General features: G+C 60.0%; 14 protein-coding genes. 5 read left to right on the plus strand and 9 right to left on the minus strand.

Translation table 11 applies throughout. The features are described 5' to 3' along the window. Positions 1-31 precede the first annotated feature (31 nt). The gene (locus B0E33_RS08330; RefSeq protein ID WP_055659316.1) at positions 32-817 is read right to left on the minus strand and encodes an ion channel; all 786 of its coding nucleotides are present in this window, start codon (positions 815-817) and stop codon (positions 32-34) included. Between the two features lie 281 nt (positions 818-1098). Between B0E33_RS08330 and B0E33_RS08335 the strand changes: the two genes are divergently transcribed. Beyond that, on the plus strand, positions 1099-1860 hold the full coding sequence (locus B0E33_RS08335) for an SDR family NAD(P)-dependent oxidoreductase (protein WP_077290926.1): 762 nt from the start codon (positions 1099-1101) through the stop codon (positions 1858-1860). Positions 1861-2254: 394 nt separating this feature from the next. On the opposite strand, the gene B0E33_RS08340 is transcribed toward B0E33_RS08335, so the two are convergent. Beyond that, complete coding sequence (locus tag B0E33_RS08340) at positions 2255-2734, minus strand: DUF302 domain-containing protein (protein WP_077290927.1); 480 nt, start codon at positions 2732-2734, stop codon at positions 2255-2257. Between the two features lie 93 nt (positions 2735-2827). Continuing rightward, positions 2828-3979, minus strand: coding sequence for a YeeE/YedE family protein (locus B0E33_RS08345; protein WP_077290928.1), 1152 nt, complete (start codon positions 3977-3979; stop codon positions 2828-2830). 243 nt (positions 3980-4222) lie between these two features. On the opposite strand from B0E33_RS08345, the gene B0E33_RS08350 reads away from it, so the two are divergent. Together B0E33_RS08350 and B0E33_RS08355 are read left to right on the plus strand one after the other, a co-directional pair. Then, positions 4223-5608: a tetratricopeptide repeat protein gene (locus tag B0E33_RS08350; protein WP_055657352.1), complete on the plus strand. Its 1386-nt coding sequence runs from the start codon at positions 4223-4225 to the stop codon at positions 5606-5608. 43 nt (positions 5609-5651) lie between these two features. Beyond that, positions 5652-6932: an OpgC family protein gene (locus tag B0E33_RS08355; protein ID WP_208993848.1), complete on the plus strand. Its 1281-nt coding sequence runs from the start codon at positions 5652-5654 to the stop codon at positions 6930-6932. A 232-nt stretch (positions 6933-7164) separates the two neighbouring features. On the opposite strand, the gene B0E33_RS08360 is transcribed toward B0E33_RS08355, so the two are convergent. From B0E33_RS08360 to B0E33_RS08385, 5 genes are all read right to left on the minus strand, one after another. Beyond that, positions 7165-7449 (minus strand): BQ00720 family protein, encoded by a 285-nt coding sequence (locus B0E33_RS08360; protein WP_031268868.1) that lies wholly within the window; start codon positions 7447-7449, stop codon positions 7165-7167. A 32-nt stretch (positions 7450-7481) separates the two neighbouring features. After that, the gene (locus B0E33_RS08365; RefSeq protein WP_006934007.1) at positions 7482-7910 is read right to left on the minus strand and encodes an Hsp20 family protein; all 429 of its coding nucleotides are present in this window, start codon (positions 7908-7910) and stop codon (positions 7482-7484) included. Between the two features lie 160 nt (positions 7911-8070). Continuing rightward, positions 8071-8931 carry a LysR family transcriptional regulator gene (locus B0E33_RS08370; RefSeq protein ID WP_077290929.1) on the minus strand — a complete coding sequence of 287 codons (861 nt, stop codon included), beginning with the start codon at positions 8929-8931 and terminating at the stop codon, positions 8071-8073. A 457-nt stretch (positions 8932-9388) separates the two neighbouring features. After that, entirely contained in the window at positions 9389-9877 is a 489-nt protein-coding gene (locus tag B0E33_RS08380) for a YybH family protein (protein WP_156912361.1), read from the minus strand. Between the two features lie 93 nt (positions 9878-9970). Further along, positions 9971-10789: an RNA polymerase sigma factor gene (locus B0E33_RS08385; RefSeq protein ID WP_077290932.1), complete on the minus strand. Its 819-nt coding sequence runs from the start codon at positions 10787-10789 to the stop codon at positions 9971-9973. A 167-nt stretch (positions 10790-10956) separates the two neighbouring features. On the opposite strand from B0E33_RS08385, the gene B0E33_RS08390 reads away from it, so the two are divergent. Both B0E33_RS08390 and B0E33_RS08395 read left to right on the plus strand, forming a co-directional pair. Next, entirely contained in the window at positions 10957-11316 is a 360-nt protein-coding gene (locus B0E33_RS08390; RefSeq protein ID WP_077290933.1) for an MmcQ/YjbR family DNA-binding protein, read from the plus strand. Beyond that, positions 11306-12493, plus strand: coding sequence for an MFS transporter (locus B0E33_RS08395; protein WP_208997788.1), 1188 nt, complete (start codon positions 11306-11308; stop codon positions 12491-12493). The genes B0E33_RS08390 and B0E33_RS08395 overlap by 11 nt, the downstream gene beginning before the upstream one ends. Positions 12494-12500: 7 nt before the next feature. Here the strand turns inward: B0E33_RS08395 and B0E33_RS08400 are convergent, their stop codons facing one another. Beyond that, positions 12501-13637 carry a DNA alkylation repair protein gene (locus B0E33_RS08400; protein WP_077290934.1) on the minus strand — a complete coding sequence of 379 codons (1137 nt, stop codon included), beginning with the start codon at positions 13635-13637 and terminating at the stop codon, positions 12501-12503. Between the last annotated feature and the right edge of the window lie 148 nt (positions 13638-13785).

Consider the following 13785-nt stretch of genomic DNA (forward strand, 5'->3'; position numbering starts at 1 on the left):
TCGGCGAGAGGGCTTAAGGCCTGCAAGGTGGCTAGTCCCACGTGCCTTCAGTCGGAATATTGAGAATTCGGCCACAATGCTTGCAGTGCACCGCATCCGGATCGTGCCTGTTGAGACCGCAATCGGGGCACGACAGATTGACCTTTGCCGGGCGGAAGATCGTCTGCACCAGTCGCAGGAACAGGGCGACGCCGAAGATCATGATCACCACCGTCATCAGCCGGCCGACGCTGTCGGTCATGGTGATGTCGCCGAAGCCGGTTGTCGTCAGCGTGGTTACGGTGAAATAGAGCGCGTCGAGATAGTTGTTGATGTTGGCGTTGCGGTCGTTCTCGACCACGAAGACGAGGGCCGTCACGACAAAAATGAAGACGATCAGGTTGATGCCCGACTGAAAAATCTCCTCGTTGCGGCGGAACCACTTCGACGCCTGGCGCAGCTCCTTCAGCAGGTGATAGGAGCGCATTAGCCGCAGCATGCGCACAACGCGCAGGAAGGCGAAATTCTCGAAGAAGGCCGGAGCGACCAGAGAGACGATCACGACAAGATCAGCAAGCGATGTGAAGCTGAAGACGTATTTGGTCCGCCGTCTTTCGGCGATCAGACGCGCAACATAGTCGAGAGCAAGAACCGCGGCGATCGCATAATCCAGCTCATGATGGATGCGGTCCTTGTCGATCATCGACGAGACGATGAAATAGCCGATGGTGACCAGGTCGAACAGCAAAAGCGCATACCGGAACGCCCGCGACCCGACCGTGTCGCCAAAATAGAGCTGGCGCAGGATCGTCTGCAAACTCCGCTTCGTGTCCGCCATCGGCTTCCCCTGTTTCCTTGCGAACTGACCGGCATACGCTTTGCGCGCTGGCTGGATCATTCGTGCAGATGCCGCACGATGCTGTTGCAAACAAGCTGTTTATTCTCGCGGCCGACCGCACTAATGTCCGCTGTCGATCAACCAGAGCCTCCTGAATTCCGCTGAATGCAGGACGCTCGAACCTTTGTCAGAACCCGCCCGCATTCCGACGTTTGTGCAAACGTCCGCGAATACCGGCAGGTCCAGAGGCCGTAAAGGCCCATCCAGAACGGGAACGTTACATGTTTGATTTGTCGGGACAAGTTGCCCTGGTGACGGGCGCGAGCCGAGGCATTGGAGAAGCTGCCGCCCGCAGCCTGGCGAAATATGGTGCCAAGGTCCTTCTGGCGGCACGCTCCGGCACGGATATCGAACGCATCGCCAGCGAAATCCGCGCGGAAGGTCGCGATGCGACGGCAGTCGTTTGCGACGTCGCGGATTATGACGAGGTGGTCAAGGCAGTACAGACGGCCATCGACACCTATGGTGGCCTCGACATCCTGGTGAACAATGCCGGCGTGATCGAACCGATCTCCCGGATCGAGGACAGCGATCCGGCGGAGTGGGGCAAGGTCATCGATATCAATGTGAAGGGCGTCTACTACGGCCTGCGTGCCGTGGCGCCGCATATGCTGGCCAAGGGCGCCGGTACCGTTGTCAACATCAGCTCGGGAGCTGCGGTCAGTGCGCTGGAAGGCTGGAGCCATTACTGTGCTTCCAAGGCGGCTGCGCTTTCCCTCACCCGCTGTGCGGACAAGGAATTCGGTGACAAGGGCCTGCGCATCGTCGGCCTCAGCCCGGGCACGGTCGCAACGCAGATGCAGGTCGATATCAAGGCCTCCGGACTGAACCCGGTCAGCCAGCTGGATCCGTCGGTGCATATTCCGGCCAGTTGGGTCGGTGAAGCCATCTGCTGGCTGTGCACGCCCGCGGGCGATGCCTACCGTGGTGTGGATTGCTCGCTGCGCGACGAGGATGTACGCAAGTCTGTCGGCCTGATCTGAGTTCCGTCAGCACGCCGGTCGGCTGTCCAGCCCCCAAGATCCCGGATCTCCGCTGCGCTGCGTCCGGGATGACCGTCTGAAATATGGAACGAGGTAGGCCCTCAACAGGCCAACGAGGCTTCAAAAACAAAAGAGGGCCGCGCTAGCGGCCCTCCCATGAGATCGACGTGACACAGGTCCCGGATCAGATCCCAGCGAAATCTCTCACTACCAGAGGCTGCTCCAGCACCGTTCGATTCCGCCCAGACACTTGGGCCACGCACCGATACTCATTAGACATGGGCACACCTCCTTTCAGTTGTTGAACACACTAAGAGTGTGGGGTCGCCCAGACAGTTTCACAAGCCCAAAAACAAGGCGTGGTTGCCAATCGATTACGCAATTCACAGGACTGTCACTGTGCGGCAACAGCCTTGTCGGCGATAGAGGTGAAGACCTGATCGAGTTCCCTTGCAAGTTCTTGCAAGGCCGGGCCGCCCTCGTCCATGTAGGGTGCGAAGACAAAACCGGGCGTTTTCCAGGAAAGCGTTGCGGTGCCGTCGGTGTTTTCGGTGACATAGAACCGGATCGGTGCTTCGATACCCGCGGCAACGGAGGCTTCCAGCATCCGGACGGCATAATCATTGCGATAGACGCCAATGATGCGGTTGCCGGGAATGGTAATTCCCCTGCCCTTCGCACCGTCCGAGGCACTGGCCTGGGTTACCAGCAACATGCCTTCTCCCTCGATCGCACTTTTGAGATCATAAACCAGCGCAGGGTAACTTTTGGTCGTGGGCAGGACCTGCCAGCCTTCGCGATCGGTCAGGCTGTCCGCTCTGGCCAATCCGACGGCAAACAGGCTTGTGACGACAACCAGGGCAAACAGACGCATTTTCTTTCTCCCGCAGGCGATGTTGCAATGCCGCGCACTCTAGCGGGGCCTGCCTCACGAACGCGTCACAATGCGGTGTGCTTCAGGACGTCTTCAGTCCATGCCAAGCCGCAAGCGCAAGCGGGTTCCGGCAAGACTGCCGAGGAAGCCAAAGACCAGCCACAGCCAGCCGTGCAGCGAGCCCGACGCCAGACCGCCCAGGTAAGCACCGATATTGCAGCCATACGCCAGGCGGGCGCCGTAGCCCATCATCAACCCGCCCGCGATTGCCGTCAGCACGTCGCGGCGGTTCAGACGCCAGACCGGAGCAAAGCGTCCGGCGAGGCCCGCCGCCGCCATTGCACCCAGAATGATGCCGAAGTCCATGACGGAGGTCGTGTCGCGCAGCACGGGGTTTTCCAAAGCTCCGCGCTGCCAGGTCCAGTAGGGCCAGCTGTCCACCGGCACGCCTGCCGCGTGAAAAAGCTTGCCGCCCCAAAGCGCAAAGGCAGAGGTGATGCCCCAGGGGCGTCCAATCACCACGAATGTGGCAATGCCGACGATCGCCAGCATCACCGCACCCAGCATGGGGGACCAGGGACCGCTGAGAAACGAAACTGTCGGCTTCGGTTGGGCAATCGAGCCATGAGCGCGCCGCTCTATGATGATGGTTGCAATTGCCAACAGGCCGAGGATGAGCGCGGTCAGAAGAAAAGCGCCATGCGGGCCGAATTCCCGGATGAGGGACTTCGGCGGCAATTTGGGCAAGCGGCCCCAGAGATGCAGATGCGCCGTGGCAGCCACTGACCCGAGGACAAAGCACGCCAGGGTAATCATCATGCGGGTGGAACCGCCACCGGCGGTAAACAGCGTGCCGGATCCGCAGCCGCCGCCCAGTTGCATGCCGAGACCGAACAGGAAGGCACCGAAGGCAGCTGCCACCCCGAAGGGAAAGACGAAGCCGCCCGTGGGCCAGCCAAGCGCGTGTCCCCAGGCAATCAGGGGAAAGGAAACCGCGCTGGTCAGAAGAATGAGAACGAATTGCGCCCTGAGCCCCCCGCCGCGTTTTTCCGTGACGATCCGTCGCCATGCGGCCGTGAAACCAAAGCTTGCATGATAGAGCGACAGGCCTGCGAGACCGCCGATCAGGACCGCCACTGCCTGGCGCGGTCCGGCTTCGCCATAGGCCCCCAGTGCGACCATGGCCAGAAGGCCGCCCGCAATGGCGACAACAGCTGCTTGAGTTTTCCCGATGGCCAAGGCCATGTGTTCCTGCTCCCGCGCAGATCCGACTTTAAAACCTCGATACGAAGACTTGCACTTCCCGCCTTAATTTCGCAACGAAGGTATCTTTTCTTCACCTACACATTGCCAACACCTTTTTGTGTTTTGCAGTTCAAGTGCCGCCTGCGGATTTTGGATAGGAATATTCAGCCATCCGGCCATTTACAGCCGCAGTTGGCGGGACCCGGTTTCAGAGGACCGGAATGAGAAACAAAAAGGCCTGTTATGCGTCTAACTGATCAATTCGGATATGAGCTTACCCTGTCGGACAAGGAAGCCTTGACCGCCTGGAACGAGACCGTGAAAGCCTTTCTGGCGCATGGCAGGACTACTCCCCAACATCTCGAGACATGCCTCGCCCTGGCGCCGGACTTCGCGCTTGGGCATGCAGCACGCGGGATTTTCTGCCTGCTGCTCGGCCGAAAGGAACTGACAGCGACGGCACAGGAATGCCTGGCGATTGCCAGAACCTCGGTCCAGCATACGCCGGTCACGGCACGCGAACTTGCCGTGGTCGACGCCCTCGGGTCCTGGTTGCAGGGATATCCCACAAGATCTGCCGACCTTCTAGATACCGTGCTGGTAACGGTTCCCGAAGATGCCCTGATCATGAAACTGGTTCACGCTATCCGCTTCGTGCTGGGCGATGCCACGGGTATGCGCCAGTCGATCGAGCGGGTGCATGCGGCCTATGGCGAAACCCACCCGGCCTATGGCTACATGCTTGGCTGCCGGGCGTTTTCTCTGGAAGAAACCGGCGACTACCGCCTGGCAGAAGCTGCCGGCCGCAAGGGACTGGAATTTGCCCGCGATGATGCCTGGGGCCTTCACGCCGTCGCCCATGTGCACGACATGACCGGCCGCTCCGAAGAAGGGGCTGGCTGGCTGGAAACACAGCCGGAAGGCTGGGCCCACTGCAACAACTTCGGCTATCACGTTTGGTGGCACCTGGCGTTGATGTATCTGGACCAGGGCCAGGCCGACAAGGCGCTTGCGCTCTATGACACCGACATCCGCAAGGACAAGACCGACGACTACCGGGACATTTCCAATGCGGCCTCGCTGCTTGTCCGCCTGGAGCTTGAAGGGGTCGATACTGGCCCCCGCTGGGACGAGCTGGCACTTTTGTCCGACAAGCGCGCCGAAGACGGCTGCAATGTCTTCGCCGACCTGCATTACCTGCTGGCCCTGTTGAACGGTGGTCGCCGCATGGGTGCCGAGCGGTTGCTGACCGGACTGAAGGAACGGGCGCAAACCGAAACGGATCTTGGCCGAATTACCGCGGAAACCGGACTGCCGACCGGCCTCGGCCTGGAACAGTACCGGAAGGGCAATTATGCCTCCGCCTTTGCCCTGCTGGACTCGGCGAGAGACAATCTATACATGGTCGGCGGCTCGCACGCTCAGCGCGATGTCTTCGAGCGAATCACAATCGATGCAGCCCTGCGGGCAGGCATGCCGGAAGATGCGGAACGGCTGCTCAACAGCCGGACGCACAAACGCGGTGCACTGGACAGATTCGCCGAACAACGTCTTGAAATATGCGACAAAATGCACCGCGCCCACCGAGTGATGGAAGACCAAAAACTCAGGGCTACCGGCTCGGTCTGACCCACTGCCGGCACTCGACTGACCAATTATCTCTGGACCCAACGTGAACGCTCACACACAAACGAAACGCCCACGCGATCCGCGGCTAGATTTCTTCCGCGGCCTTGGAATGTTCATTATCTACGTTGCCCACCTGCCCTGGAACTGGTGGACGCTCTGGATTCCCGCCCGGTTCGGGTTTTCCGATGCGACTGAAATCTTCGTCTTCTGTTCGGGCATGGCCTCCGCGCTCGCCTTCGGCAAGATCTTCGACGTTCATGGCTGGGGCATGGGGGCAGCACGCATCCTGCACCGCATGTGGCAGGTGTACTGGGCGCATATCGGCCAGTTCCTGGTCCTCGCCGTCGGCCTTGTCATGCTTCAGAACAGCGGTTACCTGGCTGAGTGCTGCGGCCTGGAAGAAAATTATGTCGCCTCGCTCAACCTCCTGCATCTCTATGACAACGCCGAAATGGCCCTGCCCGGGTTGCTGACGATGACCTGGGTGCCCAACTACTTCGACATTCTGCCGATGTATGTGGTGATCCTGTCGCTGATCCCGGCGATCATGCTTGTCGCCCGCTATTCCGTACCGGGCGCTTTCGCATTGTCGATCGGCCTGTGGCTGGCTGCCCAGTTCGACCTTCTGAGCCTGCCGGCCGAGCCCTGGTCGGACCGGGAATGGTTCTTCAATCCCTTCGCCTGGCAGATGCTGTTCTTCACCGGCTTTGCGTTCATGCGTGGCTGGATACCGGCACCTCCCGTCAGCAAGACGTTGATCGTGCTTTGCGCGGTGGTGCTTGTCGCCACGGTTCCCTTCGCCTACTTCCGCGCCTATCAGGAAAATCACCTGAACCTGGTCTGGGCCCGCGAAATCCGCGAGATCATCAAGCCGCTCTGGATCAAGACGGAATTCGGCCTGTTCCGCTACCTGCACTTCCTGGCCCTAGCCTATCTGGCCTGGGTTGCTGCCGGTGAGCACGGCAGACGCCTGCTCGGACATGGCGAGATCTGGGGCCGGTTCGTGCGTGTTGTCCAGAAGGTCGGACAGCAGTCACTGCCCGTGTTCATGGCAAGCCTGGTCATTGCCCAGGCTGCGGGCATCCTGCGCGACATGGTCTGGGGCCGCGGCGAATGGCTTCCGCAGATCCTGTCGAACCTGCTCGGTTTCGTGGCGCTGATTGCCGTTGCCTATGTGGCTGGCTGGTACAAGAGCCAGCCCTGGCGCAAACCGCCTGCGACTTCCTCCACCGGACCGTCCGAACGACCGAAGACACCTCCGGCAGATGGCGGTGAACCTGCTGCCAAGGCAAAGGCCGAAACCCGGGAACCGGCCCTCACCTGATCAGGCCGGCCTCCCGCCCGACACAAGAACGCCCGCAGAAGTCCTGCTCCTGCGGGCGTTTCGTTTGTGGGGAATACCTTCATTCGATAACCAAAGGCCCCGAGCTTCACCATTTGGAAGCGCTCACCTGTGAAGCAGTAAGACCCGGCCCCACTCAATACAGGGCCTCAAAAACAAAAACACCGGCCAGATGGCCGGTGTCGCATTCGTTACGCAGTCTTGTCAGTTGACGTCAGTGCAGTGACGCCATTTCCAGTTCTGCTTCAAAGGCATTGGCAACGGCAGCTTCGCGGCTGTCTGCCAGCAGGATCGGCGTACCGTCCGCATTGAGAAGCGCGTAAAGCGTCATGTTGTCGTGCAGCGGCGGGACATCCGGAAACATTTCCTTCAGATCCCGGGCCTTGATCGGCTTGATGTAGGCGACATCTCCGGTGCCCAGTTCGGTCAGTTCATCGACCGACATGAATTCGGAAAGTAGCGTGCGGTCTGCCCATGACGGGCTATTGGGGTTTTGCATCAGTCATTCTCCATATGTTGGCCGACGAGCGTTCATTCGCCGCTGGAGATTTCTATTTTTCTGATGACACGCTCCGGTTCCGGGCGTGCCAGGTCGATGGACAGGAGCCCATCTTTCAAGTCGGCTCCGAGGATCTCGATCCCCTCGGCCAGGACAAAGGCCCGCTGGAACTGACGGGCGGCAATGCCGCGATGCAGATACTGCCGGGTCTTGTCGTCTACCTGACGCCCCCGGATGACCAGCTGACTCTCTTCTACCGAGACTTCAAGCTGCTCTCGTGTGAACCCTGCCACCGCCAGGGTGATCCGAATGACATCGCCTTGATCTTCTGTTTTCGGAAGTCTCTCGATGTTATAGGGCGGATAACCGTCGTTGGCGGCCTTGGAGACGCGATCGAGCACGCGCTCGATATCGTCGAACCCGAGCATGAACGGGCTAGAAAACGCTGACATGCGTGACATCCTCAAAGTCCTTGTCGAAGCGACCTTGCGCCCGGACCCTTTCAAGGCATCCGGACCGGAACCAACCGGTTCCTTTCATGATTAAATATGGAGCTTCGTTAAAATTGATTCAAGGAGCCATGCTTTCACCCATTTTTGCTTTCACTGTTCTGTGAATTTTTCAGGAGAATGAAGACAAAATCGGGTTCTCTTTCAAGAACTTCGTCAGAGCGGATACCGCTTGGCGAACTGTTGGTACATGGCGCTCGTCCTGATGCATGACCAGCCACCGCTCGGTTTCCATGGTGTCGAACGGGCCGTCGATGCGCATCAGATCGGGATATGCATCGCCGACAAAGGTCGGCAACAGCATGCGGGCATTGCCTTTTCGTACGAGTGAAAGAGCAAGCGAGGCCTTGTTGACGGTGATTACCGCATCAGTGCCATGGTTCTCCTTCAGCCAGAGACCCGTCGGCGAATGGGCATCGTCTTCCACCAGCCCGACCCAACCAAGCTCCGCAGCGTTCGAAACCTTTGCAGCCTGATAGGCGGCATATTGGACCTTTCCAACCTTCTGTCCGGCCAACCAGGCCTGTTTGGGCCGGCTGTTGCGGATACCGATATCGATCTGCCGGCGGGCAATGTCCCGGTTTCTGAGATCCGCAAGGATTTCCGGCAGCCAGCCCGCGTCTGGGGTCCAGAAGGACGACAGGTTGTCGATGAGCAGCCGCGCGGTCCAGTCTCCCGCCGATATCCGGATCCTCCGGCGCAGGCCTTCTCCTTCTTTCCACGCATCGATGCTGCGGGCGGTCTGGTCCATGTCTTCCAGGTAGCGCAGGAGATCATGTGCGGCAGCGGTCAGCTGGTAACCTCGCGCCTCGCGCTCCACAAGGCGAACGTCGAGGCTTTTCTCCAGAGCGGCAACCCGGCGGCCGAGCGTTGCGGAGCTGACGCCGGTCTTGTCAGCCGCTCCGGCAAGGCCGCCTGCTTTCGCGACAGCCAGGAACAGTCGAAGATCTTCCCAATCGATATTTCGTTTCATTTTTGAAATCTCGTTTTCAATTAGAAAACATGGGAATAGACGCGTCTCGTGAGACTATCTGCAAATACCTCTTCAACAAAATCAAAATTGAAGGGAGCAGCAGATGCTCATTCCCTATTCCTTGCCATTGCGAAAAAAACACTGTGTGAGCCGCCTGCCCGCCTGGGACGATCCTGTCAGATCGCTCTATCCGCATCATGCGGAATTCTGGCCGCAGCAGATCCCGGAGCATGTCCGGCTGCTCAAACTCGGAAAGAGGCTGGCCCGTAAACGACGCCGGCTGGCCGTGATGAAATTCCTGAGGATGTGCCTTGGTCATCCCCGCAGACGGAAGAGGCCCCGGAGTATCTCCGAGGCCCCTTGCGGCGACCCGCCTGGCAAGCGCGCAACAGATCGTGGCTGCGCAGGCCAGGCCCGTGTCACCGTTTCTCCGGCAGTACCGGCTAACTGACGCGGCTCAGTTCGCGACCGGGATCAGGCGGCTGCCATAAGGATTGTCGATCACCATCTTCCAGCTGCCATCGGGCTGCCGCCGCAACACGGCGATGGAAAGGCCTTCGCCGGCCACCGGTTTTCCTTCCGGATCGGTGCCGGTCATCGTCCAGGGCGCAATGTGGACAGCAAGATCGCCTTCCACGATCACTTCGTGGCCGGAATAGGTGAATTTCGGCGAAACGGAGCGGAACTGGTGAAACAGTTCGCGCGCCAGGGTGCTGTCGGACACCGGATTTCCGGGCTCGAACGCAATGCTCTGGCTTGGTTCATAGGTCTGCATCACCGTATCGATGTCTCCCTTTTCAAAGGAGGTCGTCATTTTTTCGATAAGGGTGATGACGTTCTGTTGTTCCGGGCTCATGTCTTTCGTTCCTTCTGCGAGGCTGGGTTGGGAAAAGGTGACGACGGCAACGGTGGCCGCCATGGCTGCGAGCTGTTTCAACTGGGTCACGGAGGTCTTCCTTTCGATCGGCAAGGCGGTGCCAGTCCCGCCCGTTGCCGGGCTGGTTGATGCATTGTGCGATTACTGGCGGGTCTGGTTGCGTCAGTGGCCGGGGGACAGGATCTCGGTCAGCTGAACGCGGATGTCTTCAGGGCAACGTTGCCGGGGAACCGCATTCTGAAGTTCAAAGGCCTTCAGACCGTCGATCACCGATGCGACCTGCCGCCGGGCGTCGTGATAGGTTTGCGCCCCTCCGGCGGAATTGGGATAGGATCCGGGTTGAATTCGGCCGGAAGCGACGGCTGCAGGAAGCCGCTTCGGACAAATGCATTTCGCCTTTGCCGAAACGATGCCGCAGTGGCGCGAGGTAAACGCCATCACTTCTTCCCGCGCCCGCGACAACCGCTTGCGGTAGGCCGCAGGAGCAATTTCCAGAATGCTGGAAGCTTCGCCGTGTTCCAGTTCCAGGATATCGCCCAGCACATAGGCCAGTCTCAGGTCCATGGTCAGACAAAGCAGCATGGCCATGGTGCAGGAAATCCTGAGTTCATTCAGCAGAAGCACATCGTCCGGCGCCTTGGGCGGCTCAGACACCAGGCCGTCTTCCAGATCGGCGGCAAAGGCATCGAATGTCAGTCCGAGATCCCGGTCGCGAACCTTCTTGGCGCTCACCAGGTAGCGAACGGCTACGCGGTAAACCCAGGTCGAAAACCGGCTCTCGCCCTTGAAGGTTGAAAGTTTGGTCAGGATCAGGATGAGAATTTCCTGCGTCGCCTCGCGTGCATCTTCCGGATTGACCAGAATGCGGCGGGCCAGATGATGGATCTGGTCCTGTACGCCCTCCAGAACCCGTTCCAGAGCAATCCTGTCACCTTCCTGGGCCGCCTGGACCGTTTCCGTTTTTACGCTGATTGCCGTCATGTCGTGTTCCGTCTCTTGGTGTCTTGTAATGTTAGAGAGCGCGGGGCTGGAATGTGTGACACGTTTTTTTCATTGCGATGCAGCTTGCGTGATTCAGCTGGAAAAGCCACTCTGCCGCTCCTGCCGACGGACCCCGTTTCCGGTCCCACGACTTTACGAGCACGCCAATGACCCGCGACGAGTTTGACGCCTTCTGCAAAAAGCTTCCGGCAACCACGCATGTGATCCAATGGGGCAATGCATCGGTCTGGAAGGTTGGCGGCAAGATTTTCGCCATCTGCTCTGGTTGGGGCGAAGGCGATTTTCCGCGGTTCAGCTTCAAATGCTCCGATATTTCCTATTCCCTGCTCATCCAGCAGGTAGGAATGATCCCCGCGCCTTATCTTGCCCGTGCCAAATGGGTGCAGATGGAAGAAGAAGGCGCGCTGTCCGATGCGGACCTGAAGGCCTATATCGAAGCCGCGCACAAGATCATCGCGGCCAAGCTGACCAGGAAGCAGCAGAAGGAACTGGGTCTTGCCGGGTGAGATGGCGGGCAAATGGCGATCACTCGGCCTGCTGATGCTGGCCGAGATCGCCGCCATGAGCCTGTGGTTCATGTCCGCAGCGATCCTGCCCGATCTGACCCGTGAATTTCCCATATCCGACTTTGCCCAGGCCGCTCTCTCCAGCGCCGTCCAGATCGGCTTCGTGTTCGGCGCCGTCGCGTCGGCCTTTCTTGGCCTCGCCGACAGGATCGACCCTCGGCGGTTCTTCGCTTTCAGCGCGATCACCGCTGCCCTGTTCAACGCAAGCCTGCTGGTGGTCGAGCCGGGTGGCCTGGCCTCTATCCTTGCGCGTTTTGCAACCGGCGTCCTGCTGGCTGGCGTCTATCCGGTCGGCATGAAGATCGCCGTCGGCTGGGGCCAGAAGGATCGCGGGTTTCTGGTCGGTACGCTTGTCGGCGCGCTCACCTTCGGTTCCGCCGCCCCTCATCTTCTGGCCTTGCTTGGTGGCACCGACTGGCGCTGGAGCCTGAGCGTTGCCTCTCTTGCGTCCGCTGCAGGAGGCGTGCTGTGCCTTTTTGCCGGCCTCGGGCCGTTCCATGCCAAGGCGCCCCGCATGAAGATGAAGGCCATCTTCACCGCGTGGACAAACCCAAAGATCCGCTACGCCTATGCAGGCTATCTCGGCCACATGTGGGAGCTTTACGCCATGTGGGCCTGGATCGGCGTTGCCCTTGCCGTTTCCTTCTCCGCCCATATGCCCGCAGAAACCGCGATCCCGCTGTCTCGCCTGATCGCGTTTCTGACCATTGCAGCGGGTGGTGCTGCCTGCGTTGTCGCGGGGATCATGGCCGACCGCGTCGGCAAGGCGAATATCGCGATTGCCGCCATGGTCATCAGTGGCACGGCCGCGCTCGCCTCGGCCCTCACCTTCGGCGGTCCCGTCTGGCTGACAATCCTGTGCGTCCTCATCTGGGGTGCCTCCATCCTGCCGGATTCGGCCCAGTTCTCGGCCCTTGTCGCCGACTACGCTCCGCCCGACCAGGCCGGCAGCCTGATGAGCTTCCAGACCGCCCTCGGCTTCGCGCTGACTTTCTTCACGGTGCAACTGACGCCGCTTGGCGCAGAACTGATCGGCTGGCCCGGCGTGTTTGTCCTGATGGCCATCGGCCCGGCGCTCGGAATTTTGGGGATGCTCAGGCTTAAGCGGCTTTCCTGAACCGCGATCAGTTCATTGCCGTCGGCATCACCAGCTCGAACTCCGAAAATCCGAAATCCTGACCGTTGATCCTGAGGCTGACCGCCTGCGTGCCTCCGTAATAGACCCGCGTTGTGATCGGCCGGATGGCGTGGCTGCGGGACAGCGTCAGCCGCTCCCCCGGAGCCAGTGTCAGCTTGGTCCATTTGAACACCTTGGGCGCCAGTGTGCCGTTGGCCTTCTTGAAATGGATCAGGTAGTCGATCACCAGATCCTGCGTTTTACTGCTGGTCGAAACCAGCTCGATGTTGAAGCCGAGGGCGCCTCCATAAGCAACCTCTGACGTCAGGACATGCGGGCCTTCGACCCGGATCTCCGGCGGATTGAGCCCGAAGGCTTCCAGTGTTGCCGTGTGGCCCTGCTTGATCAGCGACCGGCAGGCGTGACGTACGAGTTTTTCACGGTTCCTGTCCGCCCCCTTCAGCCAACGTTTCGCGATATCGGCCACCAGTTCAGGATGGTCCTTGGCGATATCGTTGAGGTGATTGGCTACGGACCGGCGAACATAGTCCTCCGGGTCGTCCTTCAGGGCTTCCAGAAGCGGCAGAGTGGGTGTGGGGTCTGCCACCAGAGCCTGGAGCCGCATGCCCCACGGCAGGCGCGGCCGGGTTCCTTCGGAAACCAGCCGGCGGACATGGACACTTTCGTCCTTCACCCAGGGCGCCATGATGGCGAGTGCCTGGTCCTGGTCGCTGGCCAGGAAGGGGCGCACATCGAATTCGGCCGTCGCCCGCTTGGTCATTTCCTTCAGCAGTGCGAACGAGGCGTCGAAATCCTCCAGTCCGCTGGCCGCGACGACCATGCCGAGCGGCATCATGCCCCATCCTCGGATACCCTGCTCGTCGCTGCCCCTGTCGAAGGCGACTTCCGTCATCGGATGCAGCATAGCCTGCATGATGGCAAAGCGGGCAGACAGTTCCCGTGGCAGATGATGATCCAGATGCCTTGCGATCAGGGCGGCACGCTGCTTGAGTTCCAGACTGTCCAGCTCTTCCAGGATATCCGCTTCAAAACCCAACCGGTCAAAATCGGCATGATGTTGCGCGACATGGCCACCGATGCAGCGCACCAGATCCGGTGAAATGTTGTTCTTGAAGGGTTCCAAAGGTTTCTCCCTGAAGCGGTTTCGAGGTGTTTGCCAGAGCTTCCGAAGGAGTTCCAGACATCTCCTGCCGCTCTCCTGACAAGCACCGTCAGGAGGATGTTCGAATGGCCAAAAACAAAAAGCCACCCCGGTTGCCCGGGGTGGCTCT

The organism is Roseibium algicola (assembly GCF_001999245.1).
Taxonomy (GTDB): Bacteria; Pseudomonadota; Alphaproteobacteria; order Rhizobiales; family Stappiaceae; genus Roseibium; species Roseibium algicola.

Bases quoted from the DNA above. Each gene is read 5' to 3' on its own strand.
- B0E33_RS08330 (WP_055659316.1), bottom strand. From the start codon at position 817: ATGGCGGACACGAAGCGGAGTTTGCAGACGATCCTGCGCCAGCTCTAT.
- B0E33_RS08335 (WP_077290926.1), top strand. From the start codon at position 1,099: ATGTTTGATTTGTCGGGACAAGTTGCCCTGGTGACGGGCGCGAGCCGA.
- B0E33_RS08340 (WP_077290927.1), bottom strand. From the start codon at position 2,734: ATGCGTCTGTTTGCCCTGGTTGTCGTCACAAGCCTGTTTGCCGTCGGA.
- B0E33_RS08345 (WP_077290928.1), bottom strand. From the start codon at position 3,979: ATGGCCTTGGCCATCGGGAAAACTCAAGCAGCTGTTGTCGCCATTGCG.
- B0E33_RS08350 (WP_055657352.1), top strand. From the start codon at position 4,223: ATGCGTCTAACTGATCAATTCGGATATGAGCTTACCCTGTCGGACAAG.
- B0E33_RS08360 (WP_031268868.1), bottom strand. From the start codon at position 7,449: ATGCAAAACCCCAATAGCCCGTCATGGGCAGACCGCACGCTACTTTCC.
- B0E33_RS08365 (WP_006934007.1), bottom strand. From the start codon at position 7,910: ATGTCACGCATGTCAGCGTTTTCTAGCCCGTTCATGCTCGGGTTCGAC.
- B0E33_RS08370 (WP_077290929.1), bottom strand. From the start codon at position 8,931: ATGAAACGAAATATCGATTGGGAAGATCTTCGACTGTTCCTGGCTGTC.
- B0E33_RS08385 (WP_077290932.1), bottom strand. From the start codon at position 10,789: ATGACGGCAATCAGCGTAAAAACGGAAACGGTCCAGGCGGCCCAGGAA.
- B0E33_RS08390 (WP_077290933.1), top strand. From the start codon at position 10,957: ATGACCCGCGACGAGTTTGACGCCTTCTGCAAAAAGCTTCCGGCAACC.